The 16,959-nt window shown below is 56.1% G+C and carries 18 protein-coding genes; 15 read left to right on the top strand and 3 right to left on the bottom strand.

The annotated features are described in order from the left end of the window. Positions 1 to 3: 3 nt before the first annotated feature. Positions 4 to 1,350: a PTS sugar transporter subunit IIC gene (locus ABFV38_RS03020; RefSeq protein WP_045907731.1), complete on the bottom strand. Its 1,347-nt coding sequence runs from the start codon at positions 1,348 to 1,350 to the stop codon at positions 4 to 6. Between the two features lie 328 nt (positions 1,351 to 1,678). On the opposite strand from ABFV38_RS03020, the gene ABFV38_RS03015 reads away from it, so the two are divergent. After that, the gene (locus ABFV38_RS03015; RefSeq protein WP_008502085.1) at positions 1,679 to 2,137 is read left to right on the top strand and encodes a YbaK/EbsC family protein; all 459 of its coding nucleotides are present in this window, start codon (positions 1,679 to 1,681) and stop codon (positions 2,135 to 2,137) included. Positions 2,138 to 2,175: 38 nt separating this feature from the next. On the opposite strand, the gene bglJ is transcribed toward ABFV38_RS03015, so the two are convergent. Together bglJ and ABFV38_RS03005 are read right to left on the bottom strand one after the other, a co-directional pair. Further along, on the bottom strand, positions 2,176 to 2,811 hold the full coding sequence (bglJ, locus tag ABFV38_RS03010) for a DNA-binding transcriptional activator BglJ (protein WP_235404389.1): 636 nt from the start codon (positions 2,809 to 2,811) through the stop codon (positions 2,176 to 2,178). Continuing rightward, positions 2,808 to 3,545 (bottom strand): LuxR C-terminal-related transcriptional regulator, encoded by a 738-nt coding sequence (locus tag ABFV38_RS03005; RefSeq protein ID WP_048028599.1) that lies wholly within the window; start codon positions 3,543 to 3,545, stop codon positions 2,808 to 2,810. The genes bglJ and ABFV38_RS03005 overlap by 4 nt, the downstream gene beginning before the upstream one ends. Positions 3,546 to 3,953: 408 nt before the next feature. Between ABFV38_RS03005 and ABFV38_RS03000 the strand changes: the two genes are divergently transcribed. From ABFV38_RS03000 to ABFV38_RS02935, 14 genes are all read left to right on the top strand, one after another. Beyond that, positions 3,954 to 4,730 (top strand): threonine/serine exporter ThrE family protein, encoded by a 777-nt coding sequence (locus tag ABFV38_RS03000; protein ID WP_048028601.1) that lies wholly within the window; start codon positions 3,954 to 3,956, stop codon positions 4,728 to 4,730. Continuing rightward, positions 4,721 to 5,194 (top strand): threonine/serine exporter, encoded by a 474-nt coding sequence (locus ABFV38_RS02995; protein WP_045907727.1) that lies wholly within the window; start codon positions 4,721 to 4,723, stop codon positions 5,192 to 5,194. The genes ABFV38_RS03000 and ABFV38_RS02995 overlap by 10 nt, the downstream gene beginning before the upstream one ends. 67 nt (positions 5,195 to 5,261) lie before the next feature. Continuing rightward, entirely contained in the window at positions 5,262 to 5,903 is a 642-nt protein-coding gene (locus ABFV38_RS02990) for a TetR family transcriptional regulator (protein ID WP_348958463.1), read from the top strand. A gap of 41 nt (positions 5,904 to 5,944) precedes the next feature. After that, the gene (locus tag ABFV38_RS02985) at positions 5,945 to 6,397 is read left to right on the top strand and encodes a MarR family transcriptional regulator (protein ID WP_023293337.1); all 453 of its coding nucleotides are present in this window, start codon (positions 5,945 to 5,947) and stop codon (positions 6,395 to 6,397) included. 84 nt (positions 6,398 to 6,481) lie between these two features. Next, the gene (locus ABFV38_RS02980) at positions 6,482 to 6,910 is read left to right on the top strand and encodes an organic hydroperoxide resistance protein (protein ID WP_008502092.1); all 429 of its coding nucleotides are present in this window, start codon (positions 6,482 to 6,484) and stop codon (positions 6,908 to 6,910) included. A gap of 148 nt (positions 6,911 to 7,058) precedes the next feature. Next, the gene (gene dnaT / locus ABFV38_RS02975) at positions 7,059 to 7,604 is read left to right on the top strand and encodes a primosomal protein DnaT (RefSeq protein WP_048225551.1); all 546 of its coding nucleotides are present in this window, start codon (positions 7,059 to 7,061) and stop codon (positions 7,602 to 7,604) included. Further along, positions 7,601 to 8,338: a DNA replication protein DnaC gene (dnaC, locus tag ABFV38_RS02970; protein ID WP_008502094.1), complete on the top strand. Its 738-nt coding sequence runs from the start codon at positions 7,601 to 7,603 to the stop codon at positions 8,336 to 8,338. Before dnaT ends, dnaC begins: the two co-directional genes overlap by 4 nt. A gap of 83 nt (positions 8,339 to 8,421) precedes the next feature. After that, entirely contained in the window at positions 8,422 to 8,904 is a 483-nt protein-coding gene (locus ABFV38_RS02965; RefSeq protein ID WP_196346956.1) for a DUF2501 domain-containing protein, read from the top strand. Between the two features lie 270 nt (positions 8,905 to 9,174). After that, a complete protein-coding gene (opgB, locus tag ABFV38_RS02960) occupies positions 9,175 to 11,466 on the top strand; it encodes a phosphatidylglycerol--membrane-oligosaccharide glycerophosphotransferase (protein WP_348958459.1) in 2,292 nt (763 codons plus the stop codon). Between the two features lie 180 nt (positions 11,467 to 11,646). Then, complete coding sequence (locus ABFV38_RS02955; protein ID WP_348958457.1) at positions 11,647 to 12,285, top strand: EAL domain-containing protein; 639 nt, start codon at positions 11,647 to 11,649, stop codon at positions 12,283 to 12,285. A 178-nt stretch (positions 12,286 to 12,463) separates the two neighbouring features. Next, complete coding sequence (locus ABFV38_RS02950) at positions 12,464 to 12,958, top strand: spore coat protein U domain-containing protein (RefSeq protein ID WP_348958455.1); 495 nt, start codon at positions 12,464 to 12,466, stop codon at positions 12,956 to 12,958. A 2-nt stretch (positions 12,959 to 12,960) separates the two neighbouring features. Beyond that, entirely contained in the window at positions 12,961 to 13,737 is a 777-nt protein-coding gene (locus ABFV38_RS02945) for a molecular chaperone (RefSeq protein ID WP_235402638.1), read from the top strand. After that, complete coding sequence (locus ABFV38_RS02940) at positions 13,658 to 15,946, top strand: fimbria/pilus outer membrane usher protein (RefSeq protein WP_348958453.1); 2,289 nt, start codon at positions 13,658 to 13,660, stop codon at positions 15,944 to 15,946. Before ABFV38_RS02945 ends, ABFV38_RS02940 begins: the two co-directional genes overlap by 80 nt. Further along, a complete protein-coding gene (locus ABFV38_RS02935; protein ID WP_262790838.1) occupies positions 15,937 to 16,893 on the top strand; it encodes a spore coat protein U domain-containing protein in 957 nt (318 codons plus the stop codon). Before ABFV38_RS02940 ends, ABFV38_RS02935 begins: the two co-directional genes overlap by 10 nt. Positions 16,894 to 16,959: the final 66 nt, after the last annotated feature.

Raw genomic sequence — 16,959 nt, 5'->3', positions numbered from 1 at the left:
TACCTATGCCACCTGTTGATTGTCCTCTTCCGCGCTACGCTGCGCTTCTTCCGCTTCCTGCTCCAGCAGCTGCTTCTCATACACTTTGAAGAACGGGAAGTAGATGATCGCCGATACGCAGGCCAGAACCACAACCAGAATAGCCGCGCGGAAGTCCCAGCCCAGGGCCCACGCTGCGCCTATCGGCGCCGGTGCCGTCCAGGGAACGACCGAGATGACGCGCCCAATCAAATCAAACGTCATCGCCGCCCACGCCAGCACGGCGTTGACCATCGGTGCCAGCAGGAACGGAATAAAGAACACCGGGTTCATCACGATTGGCGTACCGAAAATGACCGGCTCGTTGATGTTAAAGAAGCTGGGAACCACGCTCAAACGGCCAATAGAGCGTAAATGCGCTGAACGACTACGCAGATAGCAAATCACCAGCCCCATCGTGGCGCCCGACCCGCCAATCACGATAAAGAACGTCCAGAACGCCTCCATGAAGATATGCGGCAGAGGCTGGCTGGCGGCCAGTGCGGTCTGGTTAGCGCCCAGGTTAGTCAGCCAGAACATCTGCAACATTCCGGAGACGATGGCGGCGCCGTGGATCCCGGCGAACCACAGCAGATGACCAATCAACACGGCCAGCAGGATCGCAGGCAAAGAATCCGCCGCGGAAACCAGAGGTTTAAAGACCGACATAATGGCCTGCGGGATCAGCATGCCGAACTGAGACTGAATCACCAGGCTCAGAGGATAGAGGGTCACCACCACCACCAGCACCGGGATCAGCAGATCAAAAGAGTTTTTGATCATCGGCGGGACCTGGTCCGGCAGGCGAATGCCGATGTTATGCGCTTTGAGGAAACGCATCATTTCAACGCAGTAAATCGCCACCAGAATCGCGGTAAAAATGCCCGTTCCCCCCAGACTGTCGACAGGGAGCGTGCCTTTGGTTTTGGGTGCTGCGACCAGCAGAAACGCCATCAGCGACAGCATGGCGCACATAAACGGGTCCAGCTGATGAGATTTGACGTAGTGTTTGCCAAGGTTATAGGCAATCGCCGCACAGATATAAATGGACATAATGCCCATTGTCATATCAAACGGCGTCAGGATTTGGCCCTCAAACTGCTTCGCCATATCCAGCCAGGCGCGGGCGAAACCCCAGGTGGTATCAGGCGAAAAAGGTGGGTAAGCGAACACTAACAAAAACGAACCCACAATCATAAATGGCATCGCGGAGATGAACCCGTCACGAATAGCCATAACATGACGCTGGGACGAGATCCGCCCGGCTATCGGGCTGACGTAATTTTCGACGAAACGGAATATCAGGTTAAACGCAGCATGGTTGGCAGACATGGCAGATCTCCTGTCAGACGTTTGTTACGGGCACATACGCGCCGCACGTTGTTCCATACATCAGCTTCACAACCTTGCTGGCTTGCCAACCAGCGGTACTGCTCAGACGATATGGTTTCATATTTGGCTCTTATTATTGGATACAGGGGACGTTACGTACTCAGTATTAATCTACGCTTCCCGCTCTGCAACCGGTTACTGTAACCGGTTTCTGTGATTGTGAAGAGGATCCAGAAATCAGCCGTTTGGGATATTTGTTACTTAAGAGATATTTACAGAGCATAATTTCTTATGACAGATTACGCAGGATATTTGTCAGGAGGAAACAATGAGTTTGCAGTCTGTACAGCAGTTTTTTGCCGACAACGCGCCGGATATAGACGTTATTGAGCTTAGTCAAAGTACTGCTACCGTTGCGTTGGCTGCTGCCGCCCATCGTGTCGAGCCGGGACAAATCGCCAAAACCCTGTCACTCAAGGTTAAAAATGAGGTGATTCTGGTCGTGGCGAAAGGCGATGCGCGTCTGGATAACAAAAAGCTGAAAGACACGTTTGGTGCGAAAGCGCGCATGCTCAGCAGTGATGAAGTGGTGACCATCACCGGTCATCCCGTTGGCGGCGTGTGCCCGTTCGGGCTGGAAAACCCGCTCGCGGTATATTGCGATATCTCTTTAAAGCAGTACGCCGAAGTGCTGCCTGCCGCAGGTGCAATTCACAGCGCTGTGCGCATTTCACCTGACAGAATGGCAGAGCTGACTTCCGCAAAATGGGTGGATGTCTGTATCTGATTGACGCGCCAGAGCGTATCTGGCGCGCAAAAAACGGTTTATAAAAAGGTGGGCGTGAGGAGAGTCAAACATTGCGGCTCTCTTGCAGGAAGATGCGTAATAATATCTGCCGCATCGAGTAACCCTACGTCTGAATTCACGCCCAGTTTCACCATCGCATTAAACTTATGTGCCCGGATGGTCTTAATATTCCGTTCAAGATGTGCCGCGATTTCAGGGATGGAATACCCGCAGGACATATAACGCAATATTGCCCGTTCTGTGGGGCTCAGCATCCTGTTTTGGCTCCGGTACCAGTGATTCAGCATATTGTCATTGATACGCAGCGTTTCGCTCAGCAACTCCACGAGTTCCTTCTGCAGATGCTCAAGCGTCACCGATTTACTGACGACACCGTGCAGGCGTGATGGTGAAAGATGACTAATTAGCCGTGCTTCCATCTCGTCAGAAACCAAAATGATGCGCTGGATATGGCCGTGCGTAAACGCAAGGTCCCGCAGGTGCGCCAGGCAGTTACGGCGCTCCTCTCGCGCATCGGAAAGGGAATAGAGCAGCGAGAAAAAATTAACGTGACGAAGTGCATTCTTAAAGCTGTCAAATTCACTAAACAGGTGTAGCTGATAATGGCTCAGGCCGGGCATCGCAAAAAGATGCTGTAGCCCGACAGCCGTCATCGTGCAACTTTCGATGATGGCGATATGTCTTGTTGAATCGGTTTTTTCCATTCCTCGAACTCTCCATAGGCTGACAACAAACTCAGCTCTCTCATTCCCTGTGTACTGTTGATCCAGGCGTACATATCCGCATTGCTGCGTAATGAAAGCCGTCGCATCGCACTGTTTTTCTGCGCACTGATGGTTTTATTGCTCTTCTTAAGCAATGTGGCGATTTGGTTAATCCCCCATCCTTTCCCTAACAGACGCAGGACCTTACGTTCGGAGTGCGTGAGCGCGATAACATGTTCGTTTTCATCCTCCGTGCCCTGAGGCTCCGGGGTTAATAACGTCTGGCTTATCCGCTCTGCCCGCTCACTCCCTGCCCGAATCGCGTTAACCACGCCTTCAATGGGTTCCATATCAGAAAGCAACGTACTTTCCGGGCGCATAAGTAACTCAACCGCAATAGGGTAAAGCGGACGCGAGACTAAAAAGATCCAGTGAATGTCCCGGTATTGATTCAATAAACTGTAATATTCTTCAAGCGCACCCCGAGGATTCCTGTATTCGCCTGAAATATCGGCAATAATGACGTCCGCGCGGCGTAACTGGAGCAGCGTTAATTCCTGCAATGAGCGGCAATAGCTCAATTCAAAATCGGGGAAATGACGTGCCATCACGCCCCCTAACCCGTTTTGCATCACGGGCATCCGGCTAATGACAACGCCATGCTTACCATGCAATGACAACATAGACCCTCCGTGTCCATTTTTCATTTGATGAGTAACGTTAAAACACATCAACGTATGACTATTTCGTCCCTGAGTGTAAGACTGGTTAATACAAGCAGAAGATGAGATGTATGCTTAGTTTAAGAAATGCCTAAACAGCAGTAATATCTCACAAAGCGAAATAAAATTTAATTGTGGAGTCATTAAAATAACGACAATTTAAAATTAGAATAACTAAATACAAATATTTTATATTTTGATATTAATAATTCACGGCATTAATAAATTAATCCCGCCCCCTTTCACGACACCGGCTGCCACTGTTTGCACAAACCTTGATCTGGCCCACAGCAAGAGGGACTGCACTTTGTGCTAAAAGTACTCATTATGGGCTAACCGGCAACCTCTCCATCTTTTTCAGGACACGACATGCAGGCAGAGCGGTCAACGCAGCGTGCTATCACGCGGCTATGTATTCAGTGCGGTCTTTTTCTGCTCCAGCACGGCGCGGAAAGCGCGCTGGTTGAGGAGCTTTCCACCCGGCTGGGGCTGGCGCTAGGGATGGACAGCGTCGAAAGTGCCATCTCATCCAATGCCATCGTGCTGACCACGATCAAAGACGGTCAGTGCCTGACCTCCACGCGCAAAAACCATGACCGCGGCATAAACATGCACGTCGTGACCGAAGTGCAGCACATTGTCATCCTCGCTGAACATAAGCTTCTCGATCTCAGGGAGATTGAAAAACGGTTCAACCAGATCAAGCCATTACGTTATCCGCGCTGGCTCGTCGTGTTGATGGTAGGGCTCTCGTGCGCCTGCTTTTGTAAGCTCAACAAAGGCGGATGGGACGGAGCAATCATCACCTTTTTCGCCAGCAGTATCGCCATGTATGTTCGCCAGCTGCTGACGCATCGGCAGCTGCACCCGCAAATTAACTTTTGCATTACCGCATTTGTCGCCACCACGGTTTCTGGCCTGCTGCTGCGTCTGCCGCAGTTTGCCAACACCCCGACCGTTGCCATGGCCGCCAGCGTGCTTCTGCTGGTTCCAGGCTTTCCGTTGATCAACGCCGTCGCCGACATGTTTAAAGGGCACATCAATACCGGTCTGGCACGCTGGGCGATCGCCAGCCTGCTGACGCTGGCGACCTGCATCGGCGTGGTCATGGCCATGACACTCTGGGGGTTACGCGGATGGGCGTGATCGATTTTCTGCTGGCACTGGCGCAGGACATGCTTCTGGCCGCGATTCCGGCCATCGGCTTCGCGATGGTATTTAACGTCCCGCAACGCGCTCTGCCGTGGTGTGCCCTGCTGGGCGCGATTGGCCATGGTTCACGCATGGTGATGATGACGGCGGGTTTTAACATCGAATGGTCGACATTTATGGCCTCCATGCTGGTCGGCAGTATCGGCATTCAGTGGTCGCGCTGGTACCTGGCACATCCCAAAGTGTTCACCGTTGCCGCGGTGATCCCGATGTTCCCGGGCATATCGGCCTATACCGCAATGATTTCCGCGGTGAAAATCAGCCATTTCGGCTATACCGAGCCTCAGATGATCCTCCTCCTGAGCAACTTTCTTAAGGCGTCCTCCATCGTCGGCGCGCTCTCCATCGGGCTGTCGATCCCCGGCCTGTGGCTGTACCGCAAACGCCCACGCGTTTGATATTTGTGTTATTTCGCTGCCGTGGAGATAATCCGTCTGGTCCGTTTGGTGAAAATAAGGAAAGGATGTGGCTAACCCTGGCAGCGAACACCCCGATCACAGTGAAGAATCCAGCCTGAAAGAGAAAATCTTTCAGAGCGCCATCGCGCTTTTTGCCGAGTACGGATTGAACGGTGCACGGATGGAGCAGATCGCAGAGAAAGCGGGCACCACCAAACGCATGGTGGTTTACCATTTCAAGAATAAAGAGAACCTCTATCTCCTGGTATTGGAACATGTTTACACCCAGATTCGCGCCAGTGAAAAAGCGCTAAGCCTGACGGGAATGCCCCCGGTCGAAGCGCTGGTCAATCTGGTTGAAGCCACTTTTGACTATCATGCCGACCACCCTGACTACATCCGGATTATCTGCATGGAAAACATGCAGCGCGGCCGCTTTATGCAGCAGTCGAGCTATCTCCGCCAGGTCAATCGCAGCGCGCTCGACCTGCTGGAGGAGATCCTGCGCCGGGGGAAAGAAAAACAGCTCTTCAGTGAGACGGTTGACCCCCGCGATCTTCATCGTCTGATAAGCAGCTTCAGCTTTCACTACGTTGCCAACAGCTACACCTTTACGCTGCTGTTTGAAGAAGGCGCAGACGAGCAGGTGCAGCGCCAGCACTACCGCAAAATGGCCGTTCAGGTGGCGCTCCGTTACACCTGCCCATAAAATTGCTTGCAATTAAATCGCGCACTATCTATATTCATCTCATGAACGCGAAAACGAACGATGCAACCGCTGCGCTCAAGCTGGATAACCAGCTCTGCTTTGCCCTCTATTCGGCAAATCTGGCGCTAAACAAGCTGTACCGGCAGTTGCTGGCACCGCTGAACCTGACCTATCCACAATATCTGGTGATGCTGGTGCTGTGGGAGCAGGATGATATGACGGTGTCGGACATCGGTGAACGGTTGTTCCTTGACTCTGCGACCCTGACGCCGCTGTTGAAGCGTCTGGAAAGCGCCGGGCTCATCAACCGCCACCGTTCACGCAAAGACGAACGTCAGGTCGCCGTCACCCTGAGTGAAGCGGGACGTGAGCTCCAGCAGCAGGCTTTGGGTATCCCCCATGCGGTGGGGTGCGCAGCGCAGTGTGATACTGACACCCTGCTGGCGCTCAAACAGCAGCTCGAACTTTTGCGACAACAGCTACACCGCGCGTAACGCTATACTTTACGCGTTATTATTTACCCATATATATCGCACGCTATTTAATAGCACACGTTAAAACAAGATGAGGAACCTGCCATGTCTTTAGAAAAAGTTGTTTATACCGCCAAAGCAAAAGCCACCGGTGGCCGTGACGGCCGAGCCACCTCCTCCGATGGCGTACTGGACGTCAAACTGGGTGTGCCAAAAGAGATGGGCGGCATGGGGGGAGACGTGACCAACCCTGAGCAGCTGTTTGCCGCGGGCTACTCTGCCTGCTTCCTGGGCGCGATGAAATTCGTGGCCGCTCGCGACAAATTTACCCTGCCTAAAGATGCTTTTATTGAAGGCGAAGTGGGTATTGGCCCGCTGCCTACCGGTTTTGGTATTGAAGCAAAACTGAACATCCATGTTGAAGGTATGGATCCTGCGGAAGCTAAAAAGCTGGTCGATGCGGCGCACATTGTTTGCCCGTACTCTAATGCAACCCGCGGCAACATCGACGTCACGCTGAACATCATCGCGTGATAACGGCCTGACGGCGCTGCGCTTATCAGGCCTACAACTGTAGCCCCGGGAAGCGCAGCGCCGCCGGGGAAATCCCCTCCTTCCCTTTCCCCTCTCTGTGCTACCATAAGCCCATATCACGCCCGTAGTCATCAGTAGAGTAAGCGTTATGTCCTCCAGAATTCTGACCACCAGCATTGCTGGTATTGATGCCTTTATGCGCGACCCTCGCGGTGTGTTGACCCACGCCGAAGGCGGCACGGTTGCGGTTTTTGCCGACAACGCGCCGGCGTTTTACGCAATCACACCGGAACGTCTGGCACAGCTTCTGGAGATCGAAGCGCAATTGTCACGCCCGGCAAGCGATGTCACGCTGGATAATCAGTTCTTTGATGAACCGGTTAACGTTCCCGTTACCGTTCCGATGGGCAAATTTGCCCTCTATGCGGGCTGGCAACCGGATGCGGATTTTCAGCGGCAGGCCGCGCTGTGGGGCATTGCGTTAACCCAACCAGCCACCGCGGAAGAGCTTGCCGCGTTTACCGCCTGGTGGCAGGCAGAAGGGAAAGTGTTCACCCACATTCAGTGGCAGCAAAAGCTCGCGCGTCATCTCCAGATTACCCGCGCCGGCAACAACGGCCAGCCAAAACGCGATATCAATGCGTTTTCAGAACCGGATAAACAGATCCCCAGCGGATTCCGAGGTGCGAAATGAAGAACGTCGGCGACCTGATGAAACGTCTGCAAAAAATGATGCCTGCCAACGTGAAGCCTGCTTTCACCACCGGTGAAGAGCTGCTGGCGTGGCAAAAAGAGCAAGGTAAGATCCGCGCCGCCGCGCTCGCCCGCGAAAATCGGGCGATGAAAATGCAGCGCACCTTTAACCGTTCCGGTATTCGTCCCCTGCACCAGAACTGCTCGTTCGATAACTATAAAATTGAAACCACCGGGCAGATGAACGCGCTGGCCGCCGCGCGGCAGTACGTGGATGAATTCGACGGCAATATCGCCAGCTTCATCTTTAGCGGCAAGCCGGGCACCGGCAAAAACCACCTGGCGGCCGCCATCTGCAACGAGCTGCTTCTGCGCGGTAAATCGGTCCTGATCATCACCGTGGCCGATATCATGTCCGCGATGAAAGACACCTTCAGCAACCGCGAAACCAGCGAAGAACAGCTGCTTAACGATCTGAGTAATGTCGACCTGCTGGTCATCGACGAGATTGGCGTTCAGACGGAATCCCGCTATGAAAAGGTGATCATTAACCAGATTGTCGATCGCCGCTCCTCATCCAAACGCCCCACCGGCATGCTGACAAACCACAACATCGACGAGATGACCCGCTTGCTGGGGGAACGCGTCATGGACCGCATGAAGCTGGGTAACAGCCTGTATGTCATCTTCGACTGGGACAGTTACCGCAGCCGCGTCACCGGGAAAGAGTATTAAGACAGTTCCAGGAATCGCCGACAGGTCGCAGGTATATACTGGAACCCCTTCGGCCCAAAACGGACCTTTTTGAGAGAGCCATGATGAAAAAACAGATTCTAATCAGCACCTTTTTAGGCGCGCTGCTGGTAACCGGTGCAGCGCAGGCGGCGACCTGGCAGGAGTCCCTGTCAAGCGCAGCAAACGAGCTGACCAAAGAGAGCAGCAGCACGCAGGGCGGACTCTCCGCCTCTTCCCTCACCAGCCTGCTGGGCAACAGCGGTCAGAGCCTGAGCGCGGGCACGATGAACAACGCGGCGGGGATTCTGGAATATTGCGCCAAGCAAAAGCTGGCCTCCGTGACCGACGCGCAAAACGTGAAAAACCAGGTGCTGGGTAAACTGGGTCTGGATACCCAGGAGCAAAAAGCGGACACCAACTATATGGACGGCATTCAGGGCCTGCTTAACGCGCAGAACGGTCAGCAGCTTAACCTGAGCACCCTCGGCAACTCTTCTCTGGCCAAACAGGTGAAAACCAAAGCCTGCGATCTGGTGCTGAAACAAGGCGTTAATTTCATCTCCTGATCCACCCCATTTTCTGCCACAACACGCCGCGTTTAATGCGATAGTCTTGCAACGCGGCGCTAAATGAGCGTTTTTCCTGCCTGCCACCGTCTCAGCGTCCGTTTGTCAGGATGTGCACGTCTTCATAAAAACGATTTTCTAAACCAAATCCTAACAACAGCACACTTTCGTGACACTAAAATTGCAGCTTAACGACATCGCAATTACATTGTATGACCCAAAAAATAAACAGTTAGCCAGCGAAGCATCTGGCGTCACGAGGATATGCTGTTGTCTGAATTCATGTCTCTTATCCTTTTTCTGGCTTCTGTCGGCGTTTACGCCTGGAAAGCCGGCCGTCACACCTGGTGGTTTATCGCCACGCTGGTGGTGCTCGGCATTTTTATTATTTTAAACATTACCTTATACGCCAGCGATTACTTTACCGGTGACGGCATTAACGATGCGGTGCTCTACACGCTGACAAACAGCCTGACGGGCGCGGGTGTAAGCAAGTACATTCTGCCGGGGCTCGGCCTTGTCGTTGCGCTGGTCACCATTTTTGGCGCGCTGGCCTGGGTGCTGCGTCGACGTCGCCATCATCCGCACCATCATGGCTACAGCCTGCTGGCGTTATTCCTGGCGCTGGCCTCCGTCGACGCCAGCCCGGCGTTCCATCAGATCACCGAACTGGTGAAATCCCAGTCACGCGACGGCGATCCGGATTTCGCGGCTTACTACAAAGAGCCGTCGAAAACGATCGCTAACCCGACGCTCAATCTGGTCTATATCTACGGTGAAAGTCTGGAGCGTACGTACTTTGATAACGATGCCTTCCCGGACCTGACGCCAGATCTGGGTGCGCTGAAAAATGAAGGTCTCGATTTCAGCCACACCATGCAGCTGCCCGGTACGGATTACACGATTGCCGGTATGGTTGCCTCCCAGTGTGGTATCCCGCTGTTCGCGCCTTTTGAAGGTAACGCCTCAGCCTCCATGTCGACCTTCTTCCCGCAGAATATTTGCCTCGGCGATATCCTGAAAAACTCCGGCTACGAAAACTATTTTGTGCAGGGAGCAAACCTGCGCTTCGCCGGAAAAGATGTGTTCCTGAAATCCCACGGTTTTGACCACCTGTACGGCTCAGAAGAGTTAAAAACGACGGTTGCCGATCCGAGCTACCGCAACGACTGGGGCTTCTATGACGATACGGTACTCGACGAAACCTGGAAGAAATTCGAGGAGCTGTCCCGCGCGGGCAAGCGTTTCTCTATCTTTGCGCTGACGGTGGACACTCACCATCCGGACGGGTTTGTCTCGCGCACCTGCAAGCGCAAAAGCTATGACATTGATGGTAAAAACAACAAATCGTTCAGCGCCGTCACCTGCAGTCAGGAGCACATTGCCGCGCTGGTCGAGAAAATCAAAGCCTCGCCCTGGTTTAAAAACACCGTCATCGTCGTCTCGTCCGATCACCTGGCGATGAAAAACAGCGCGTGGGACCAGCTCAACAAGCAGGATCGCAGCAATCTGTTCTTCGTCCTGCGCGGCGACCAGCCGCAGCAGGAGGAGATCGCCACCAAACGCAACTCTATGGATAACGGCGCCACCGTGCTGGACATCCTGGGCGGCGACAACTTTATTGGCCTGGGCCGCAGCACGCTGTCGGGGCAATCCCTGTCGGAAGTGTTCCTCAACATGAAGGAAAAAATCCTCGCCTGGAAGCCAGACATCATCCGCCTGTGGAACTTCCCGAAAGAGATGAAGGACTTCACCGTCGATCGGGATAAAAACACCATTGCCTTCTCGGCCAGCAACTTCCGCCTGCCGCTGCTGGTACGCGTGTCGGAGGGTCGCGTTGAGCCGCTGCCAGAAAGCGAGTATTCCGCGCCGCTGCGCTATCAGCTGGCCGATTTTGCGCCACGCGATAACTTCGTCTGGGTCGACCGGTGCTACAAAATGGGCCAGCTCTGGTCGCAGCCGCTGGCGCTCTCTACCGACTGGTGCGTTTCTCAGGGCCAGCTCGGCGGCGAGCAAACCGTGCAGCACGTGGATAAGGCAAACTGGAAAGGCAAAACCGCCTTCAACGATACGGTGATTGATACCGCGCGCTATCAGCGTAACGTCGACATGCTGAAAATCGTCGACAACGATATTCGCTACAAAGCGGACAGCTTTATCTTTAACGTGGCCGGCGCGCCGGAAGAAGTGAAGCAGTTTAGCGGCATATCGCGGCCGGAGTCCTGGGGACGCTGGTCCAACGCGCAGCTGGGCAATGAGGTGAAAATTGAGTACACCCATCCCCTGCCGGAACAGTTCGACCTGGTGATCACCGCCAGGGCCTATGGGCCGAATGCTAACAAGCCCGTCCCCGTGCGCGTGGGCGATCGGGAGCAGACGTTAACGCTTGGAAACGACGTGAGCACGCACACGCTGCATTTTGAGAATCCTTCACGCAGCAATACCCTGGTCATCGTGCCGCCGGACCCGCAGTCCACGAACGAGGGGAATATCCTTGGTCACTCACCGCGTGAGCTCGGGATCGGCATGGTCGAAATCAAAATCATCAGCAAAGCGGGTTAATGCGCGTCGCGCCCGGCGTTCTGCCGGGCGCTTATGAAAATAAATAATCCTATATAATTCTTATAAATTAGATAAAAACACTTTATATAAGCCATTTTTATCTATAAATATCCCGCCAAAAACCAAATCCATAAAATGTGCAGCTCCTGAAATCACCACGGAGCGTTACGCACGTTTATCATGCTAACCGGCTATAAGTTCGAATCCATCCGGGCACTGCGCAGTGAAAATGTGATTGCCTGGGAGGTATTGTCCACGGCAAAGCCCAACGTCAATCTTGAAGATTACTTTGGCTCGATGTCGGCGACGCAGCGTAAAGCGCACTTCTTTGCGCAGCTTCGTCACGCCATGTTTTGCAAGGATGGCGACAAGTATTATCTCAATGCGACATCGGATTTACTGCTGGAAACGGACTTCCTCGACAGGCTAAAAGAAGAAACCCCGTGCCCGGAGAGACTTGCTATAGAGATCACCGATCTCCATACGATGGTCCAACTCGACGATACGCAAAGCCGGGGGCTGCAAAAATGCATAGCGACGCTCCATCAGTGGGGGACAGAAGTGTGGGCAGACGATGTCTGCGAAGACCTTCTTCCCGACCTGCTGACCAGCCAGATCCGCTTCTGCGGCATCAAAATTGACAAACATACCTTCTGGAACGGACGGACCGAGCAGGCGAAGTTTCTGCATCTCACCCGCGAGTGCAAGCGCGTCGCCAGCAAGGTACTGATCGAAGGCATCGAAACCGCGGGTGATTTCGCGCTGGCCCGCGCCAGCGAGGCCGATTACGGCCAGGGCTATCTGTGGGGGAGAAAATGACCCCTTTCATTCCGAATGCTGGCGATCGGGTCATCGTTCTGCGCGGCAACGCCTGCTTATGGCCTTGCCCCACTTTTTGCTGCCACAACCTGGCGGAATGCCATCAAAAACGCTGCCTGCTGGACGCTCAGTCATTCGCTTTGTAATTGCACTGTTACTCACGTCAGGAAATAAGATCATGAAAATTATTCCCACCGTTGTATGTTGTTCCGCTCTCCTGCTTCCTGCTGCTGCGATCGCCGCAGACAGTACCGCAAGCGCGACGATGCACGTCTCACTTGAGGTTGTGAAGTCGTGCACCCTCAAAGCCAACGACCTCAACTTCTCGCGTCACGGCTCCGATGAGTCGAGTGAAATCCAGACCAAAACGCAGGTCGATATCGTCTGTACCAACGGCACGCCGTTCACCCTCACCGCCACCAGCAACGACGGCGAAAACGGTACCTTCTGGCTGAAGCCGGAAAATGGCGAAACGGGCGCGCAGAAGATTGCGTGGAAGCTCTTTGCTGACGAAGGCAAACAGACGCAAATCACCGGTACGAATGGCCTGGACGATACCGGCAACGGTGCGGAACAGGAGGAAACGCTGTATGGCGTCATTGACGCCGGGGCGCTGACAACCGCCCAGGCAGGGAACTACAGCGACGATATCACGTTAAAACTGGAGTACTGATCGTGCGTCGCTACCTTCCCTGCTTCATTTTGTGGCTCATGATGCTGGCGCTGCTGTCGCGCTACGCGCTGGCCGCCACGCTTCAGGTGGCCCCGGTAACGCTCGATCTGCAGAGCGACCAGCGGGCAGCGGCGGTCTATCTCACTAACAGTGGGAAAGCGGCTATCCATGCGCAGATTCGGGTATACGAATGGACGCAAAAAAACGGTAAAGATGTGCTGGTGGCCACCGGGGAGGTGGTCAGCAGCCCGGCGATGACATCACTGGCGCCGGGCCAGCAGCAGCTGGTGCGCATTATCGTCATGCAGCCCGGCAACCGTGCGCAGGAGCAAAGTTACCGGCTGGTCATCGACGAACTGCCGGACGCCGCGTCCCGTGCCGCCAACCCCTCCGCGGTACACTTCCTGCTGCGCTACTCGATTCCGGTGTTTATTGCCGGGAGCCAGAGCGCGCCCGTCAGCCACGATGCCCTGAGCTGTGAGCAGGCAGACATACCGGCCACTCTCCGCTGCTTTAATGCCGGAAACCGCCACATCCGCCTGAGCCACCTTGAGGCCCTGACGGCCGATGGGAAAGTTGTAGGGTCGATTAAAGGCCTGGCGGGCTATGTGCTTCCGGGACAAACCGCCCTTTTATCGCTCAAGCAGCCCACACGTCACGCGCTCAGCACGCTGCGCGTCTATCTCAATGATGACCATCATGCCAGCCAGATACCTCTGCGCCCGCTCGCTTCTCGCGCTCCTGTTTTGGCTACCGCTCATGCTGTCAGCCCGGACTGACCCCGCCGACACCGTGCAATGGCTGGCCATTACCGTGAACCACGCCCCGCGAGGCGAACTTTGGGCCTGCCGGGTGGTGGATAATGCGCTATGGATAAGCCGCAGCGACATGAAAAAGCTGGGGCTTCACGCCCCGGAGGATCGCGCCGGGTGGGTTGAGCTGACCTCCCTGCCGGGCCTGAAGGTCAATCTCGACGTGCTGTCCCAGCAGGTGTCAATTACCGCAGAGGCCGACGCGCTCGAGGGCCAACAGCATCTGACCGTCTCGAAGCCCACGCCGATGTACCGCTATCCTGATGCGCAGCCCGTCAGCGCCTATACGCTCGGATACGCGCTCTACGCCAGCGACGTGCAGGGGAAGCGCCAGCTCAACGCCCAGACCATGCTGACCGCGTCCGGCGGGCTGCCCGGAACGTTCAGCAGCAGTTTTTCAAGCCATGCCGGGGAGGAAAACAGCGCCGGTCGACCGACCCACACGCGTCTCGAAACCCGCTGGCAGTGGGATAACACCGACTCGCTGACCACGCTGGCGCTGGGCGACAGCGTCACCACCGGTACCCGCTGGAGCCGACAGGTGCGCTTTGGCGGGCTGCACTGGGCACGTAACTTTGAGCTCAATCCCCAGCTCAATACCGAACCGCGCAGCCGCTACAGCGACACGGCCGTACTGCCTTCCACGGTCGATTTGTATATCGACGGCCTTAAGCAGAGCAGCCAGCGCGTCACGCCGGGAGACTTTCTGCTGGATACCCTGCCCTCCTTCACCGGAAGCGGGCAGGCGGAGGTGGTCATTACCGATATCAACGGCCAGCGTCGCGCCGTACAGCTCGATCTCTACGGCGCGCCGGGCATGCTGGCGGAAGGGCTCAGCAGCGGTTCGCTGGACATCGGCTGGATGCGCGAAAACTACGCCCTGCACTCCGACGACTATGCCGCCTCGCCGCTGCTGGACGCAGGCTGGCGCTATGGGGTGAATAATCACCTGACGCTGGCGCTGCATACGGAGCAGCAGCGCAGGCTGCACAACGTGGGCACGGGCGCTGACTGGCTGGTCTCTCCCGCCGTAGGGGTGGTCAGCCAGCACGTTGCCGTGAGCGACAGCCCTTACGGTCAAGGCGTTCAGTGGGGCCTCGGCTGGCAGTGGAACGGCAGAGGAACGGGCATTTCTGCCAGCACCGTCCGTACCGAGGCGGATTTCGCCGACAACGCCCGCATGAGCGGTGCCGCGCCCGTCAGGCGCAGCGACAGCGTGTGGGTAAGCCAGTCCATCCCCCACTTCGGTACCGTGGGCGCGGGCTGGGTACAGCAGAACATTCAGGGCAGCACAGAGCGCTACCTCAACGCCTCCTGGTCGGTGTCGCTGCCGGCACACATCTCCACCACGCTGAGCTATACCCGCTCGTTTACGGATGCGTCGAGTCACGTTCAGCTGCTGTTTTCCGTCCCATTGGGTCGCGAGGACACGCTCTCCGCTCAGGCCAGCCGGGATACGCCGCGCATGGATTACCGCCACCAGCCGGACGATGAGGCCGGCGGCTGGTCATGGGAGTTGGGCCAGGGCTTTGGCGAACGACGTGAAAGATATGCGGACGTAGGCTATCTGGGCCGCGCGGGCGAATGGCACGTTGGGCTGCAGCAAGGTGCCAGCCAGGGCAACCAGTACGCCTCCGCCGAAGGTAGCCTGACGCTGCTGGACGGCAGCCTGCACGCGCTGCGCTACATCCAGCAGGGCATGGCGCTGGTGTCCACGCACGGTATTGGGCACGTACCGGTGATGCTGGAAAACCGCCCGGCCGGTGTAACGGATGAGGACGGTTATCTCCTGCTGACCGACCTGCCGCGCTACCACAACAGCAAAGTCAGCATTAACCCGCTCGATCTGCCCGCCGATGTGATCGCCCCCGTCACCGACATGCATGCCAGACCGGGCAACAGCAGCGCGGTGAAAGTCGATTTCAATGTCCATCACGCCGTCACGGTTCAGGCCCGGCTGGTCGACGGCCGCCGCAGGCCGCTCCCGCTGGGCAGCGTCGTGTCAACGCCGCAGGGTGCCACCATCGTGGGACGCGACGGCTTTATCTGGCTTGAAGATCCGCCCCTGCCGGGTGAGCTGGTGGTGAAGACCGGTGAGGGGGAGTGCCGGGTCACGCTTCCGGCGCCGCGTTCCGGATCATCTATACAGAATATCGGAGAACAACTGTGTCACTAAGAGCGCCGTTATTATTGCTGCTCGCCCTGTCCGTGAAGGCGATGGCGGCAGCCTGCTGGATTACGTCCATGCCCGCCATTAACTTTGGCAACGTCGTGGCGGGCAATACCACCTCCGTCAACACCGAGGTCAAGTTTAGCTGCCAGGCCGACAACGAGGGCAGGACGGAATATCTCAACGTCTGCCTGAGCAGCGTAGACGCCCCGCCCTTTGAGATGATCTCGCCGGGGGATCAGGAGGGGAAACAGTACACCCTCCTCTTCCGCCTGCTGAACGGTGCAGCGCGCTCTCAGGAGCTGGGGCCTGCCAGCAGCGGGAACCTGATTCAGCAGACTCTGGCCGCGGAGAGCAATGCCAATGTTAGCGGTACCTTTCCGCTTATCGCTACCATTCCGGCAGGGCAAAGCCAGCTTCCGGCCTACCACTATTACAACTACAACATGAATCTGCGTATCGCCTGGCACAGCGCTCTGCGTCAGGATGCCCTGCAAAACTGCTCGGACGGTTCCGCAGAGGGGGAGCAGGTGCAGGGCGGCACCAGCGCGCAGGCCGAAATCAGCCAGGGATGCTACATCGAGCGCGTGACGCCCCTTAACTTCGGCACCCTGACCAGCACCGCGACCCTGCGTCCGACGCGTTCCACCGCCACCCTCACCACGCGCTGTCCGGCCGGAACCGCGTTCACCCTTGCCATGGGCAAAGGCAACCATGCCAGCGGTAACCAGCGGCAGCTCTGCAACAGCGAGGGCCAGTGCCTGCGCTACGGGCTCTGGCAGGATGAGGCGGCCACGCAACGCTGGGGAGATCAAAGCAGCGGCGATGCGCTGCAGGTCACCAATCCCGCAGGCGGCACCCAGAACTACACCGTTTACGGCGAGGTCCCGGCGCAGCCGCTAACCGGCACCGGGGAATTTATTGATGACGTGATTATCACGCTGACTTATTAAACCACCCAAAATCCTGCCTGGATCAATGTTATCGGTAACAGTGGCGTTAAAATAGCCAGCAATGCA

It is taken from the genome of Enterobacter cloacae complex sp. Mu1197 (genome assembly GCF_040059225.1).
Classification (GTDB): Bacteria; Pseudomonadota; Gammaproteobacteria; order Enterobacterales; family Enterobacteriaceae; genus Enterobacter; species Enterobacter quasiroggenkampii.
This window is presented reverse-complemented; position numbering and strand designations above follow the sequence as displayed.

Bases quoted from the DNA above. Each gene is read 5' to 3' on its own strand.
- ABFV38_RS02995 (WP_045907727.1), top strand. From the start codon at position 4,721: ATGGGCGTGATCGATTTTCTGCTGGCACTGGCGCAGGACATGCTTCTG.
- ABFV38_RS02950 (WP_348958455.1), top strand. From the start codon at position 12,464: ATGAAAATTATTCCCACCGTTGTATGTTGTTCCGCTCTCCTGCTTCCT.
- bglJ (WP_235404389.1), bottom strand. From the start codon at position 2,811: ATGACGGCTGTCGGGCTACAGCATCTTTTTGCGATGCCCGGCCTGAGC.
- ABFV38_RS02940 (WP_348958453.1), top strand. From the start codon at position 13,658: ATGCCAGCCAGATACCTCTGCGCCCGCTCGCTTCTCGCGCTCCTGTTT.
- ABFV38_RS02980 (WP_008502092.1), top strand. From the start codon at position 6,482: ATGTCTTTAGAAAAAGTTGTTTATACCGCCAAAGCAAAAGCCACCGGT.
- ABFV38_RS03020 (WP_045907731.1), bottom strand. From the start codon at position 1,350: ATGTCTGCCAACCATGCTGCGTTTAACCTGATATTCCGTTTCGTCGAA.
- ABFV38_RS02985 (WP_023293337.1), top strand. From the start codon at position 5,945: ATGAACGCGAAAACGAACGATGCAACCGCTGCGCTCAAGCTGGATAAC.
- dnaC (WP_008502094.1), top strand. From the start codon at position 7,601: ATGAAGAACGTCGGCGACCTGATGAAACGTCTGCAAAAAATGATGCCT.
- dnaT (WP_048225551.1), top strand. From the start codon at position 7,059: ATGTCCTCCAGAATTCTGACCACCAGCATTGCTGGTATTGATGCCTTT.
- ABFV38_RS03015 (WP_008502085.1), top strand. From the start codon at position 1,679: ATGAGTTTGCAGTCTGTACAGCAGTTTTTTGCCGACAACGCGCCGGAT.
- ABFV38_RS02965 (WP_196346956.1), top strand. From the start codon at position 8,422: ATGAAAAAACAGATTCTAATCAGCACCTTTTTAGGCGCGCTGCTGGTA.
- ABFV38_RS03000 (WP_048028601.1), top strand. From the start codon at position 3,954: ATGCAGGCAGAGCGGTCAACGCAGCGTGCTATCACGCGGCTATGTATT.
- ABFV38_RS03005 (WP_048028599.1), bottom strand. From the start codon at position 3,545: ATGTTGTCATTGCATGGTAAGCATGGCGTTGTCATTAGCCGGATGCCC.
- ABFV38_RS02955 (WP_348958457.1), top strand. From the start codon at position 11,647: ATGCTAACCGGCTATAAGTTCGAATCCATCCGGGCACTGCGCAGTGAA.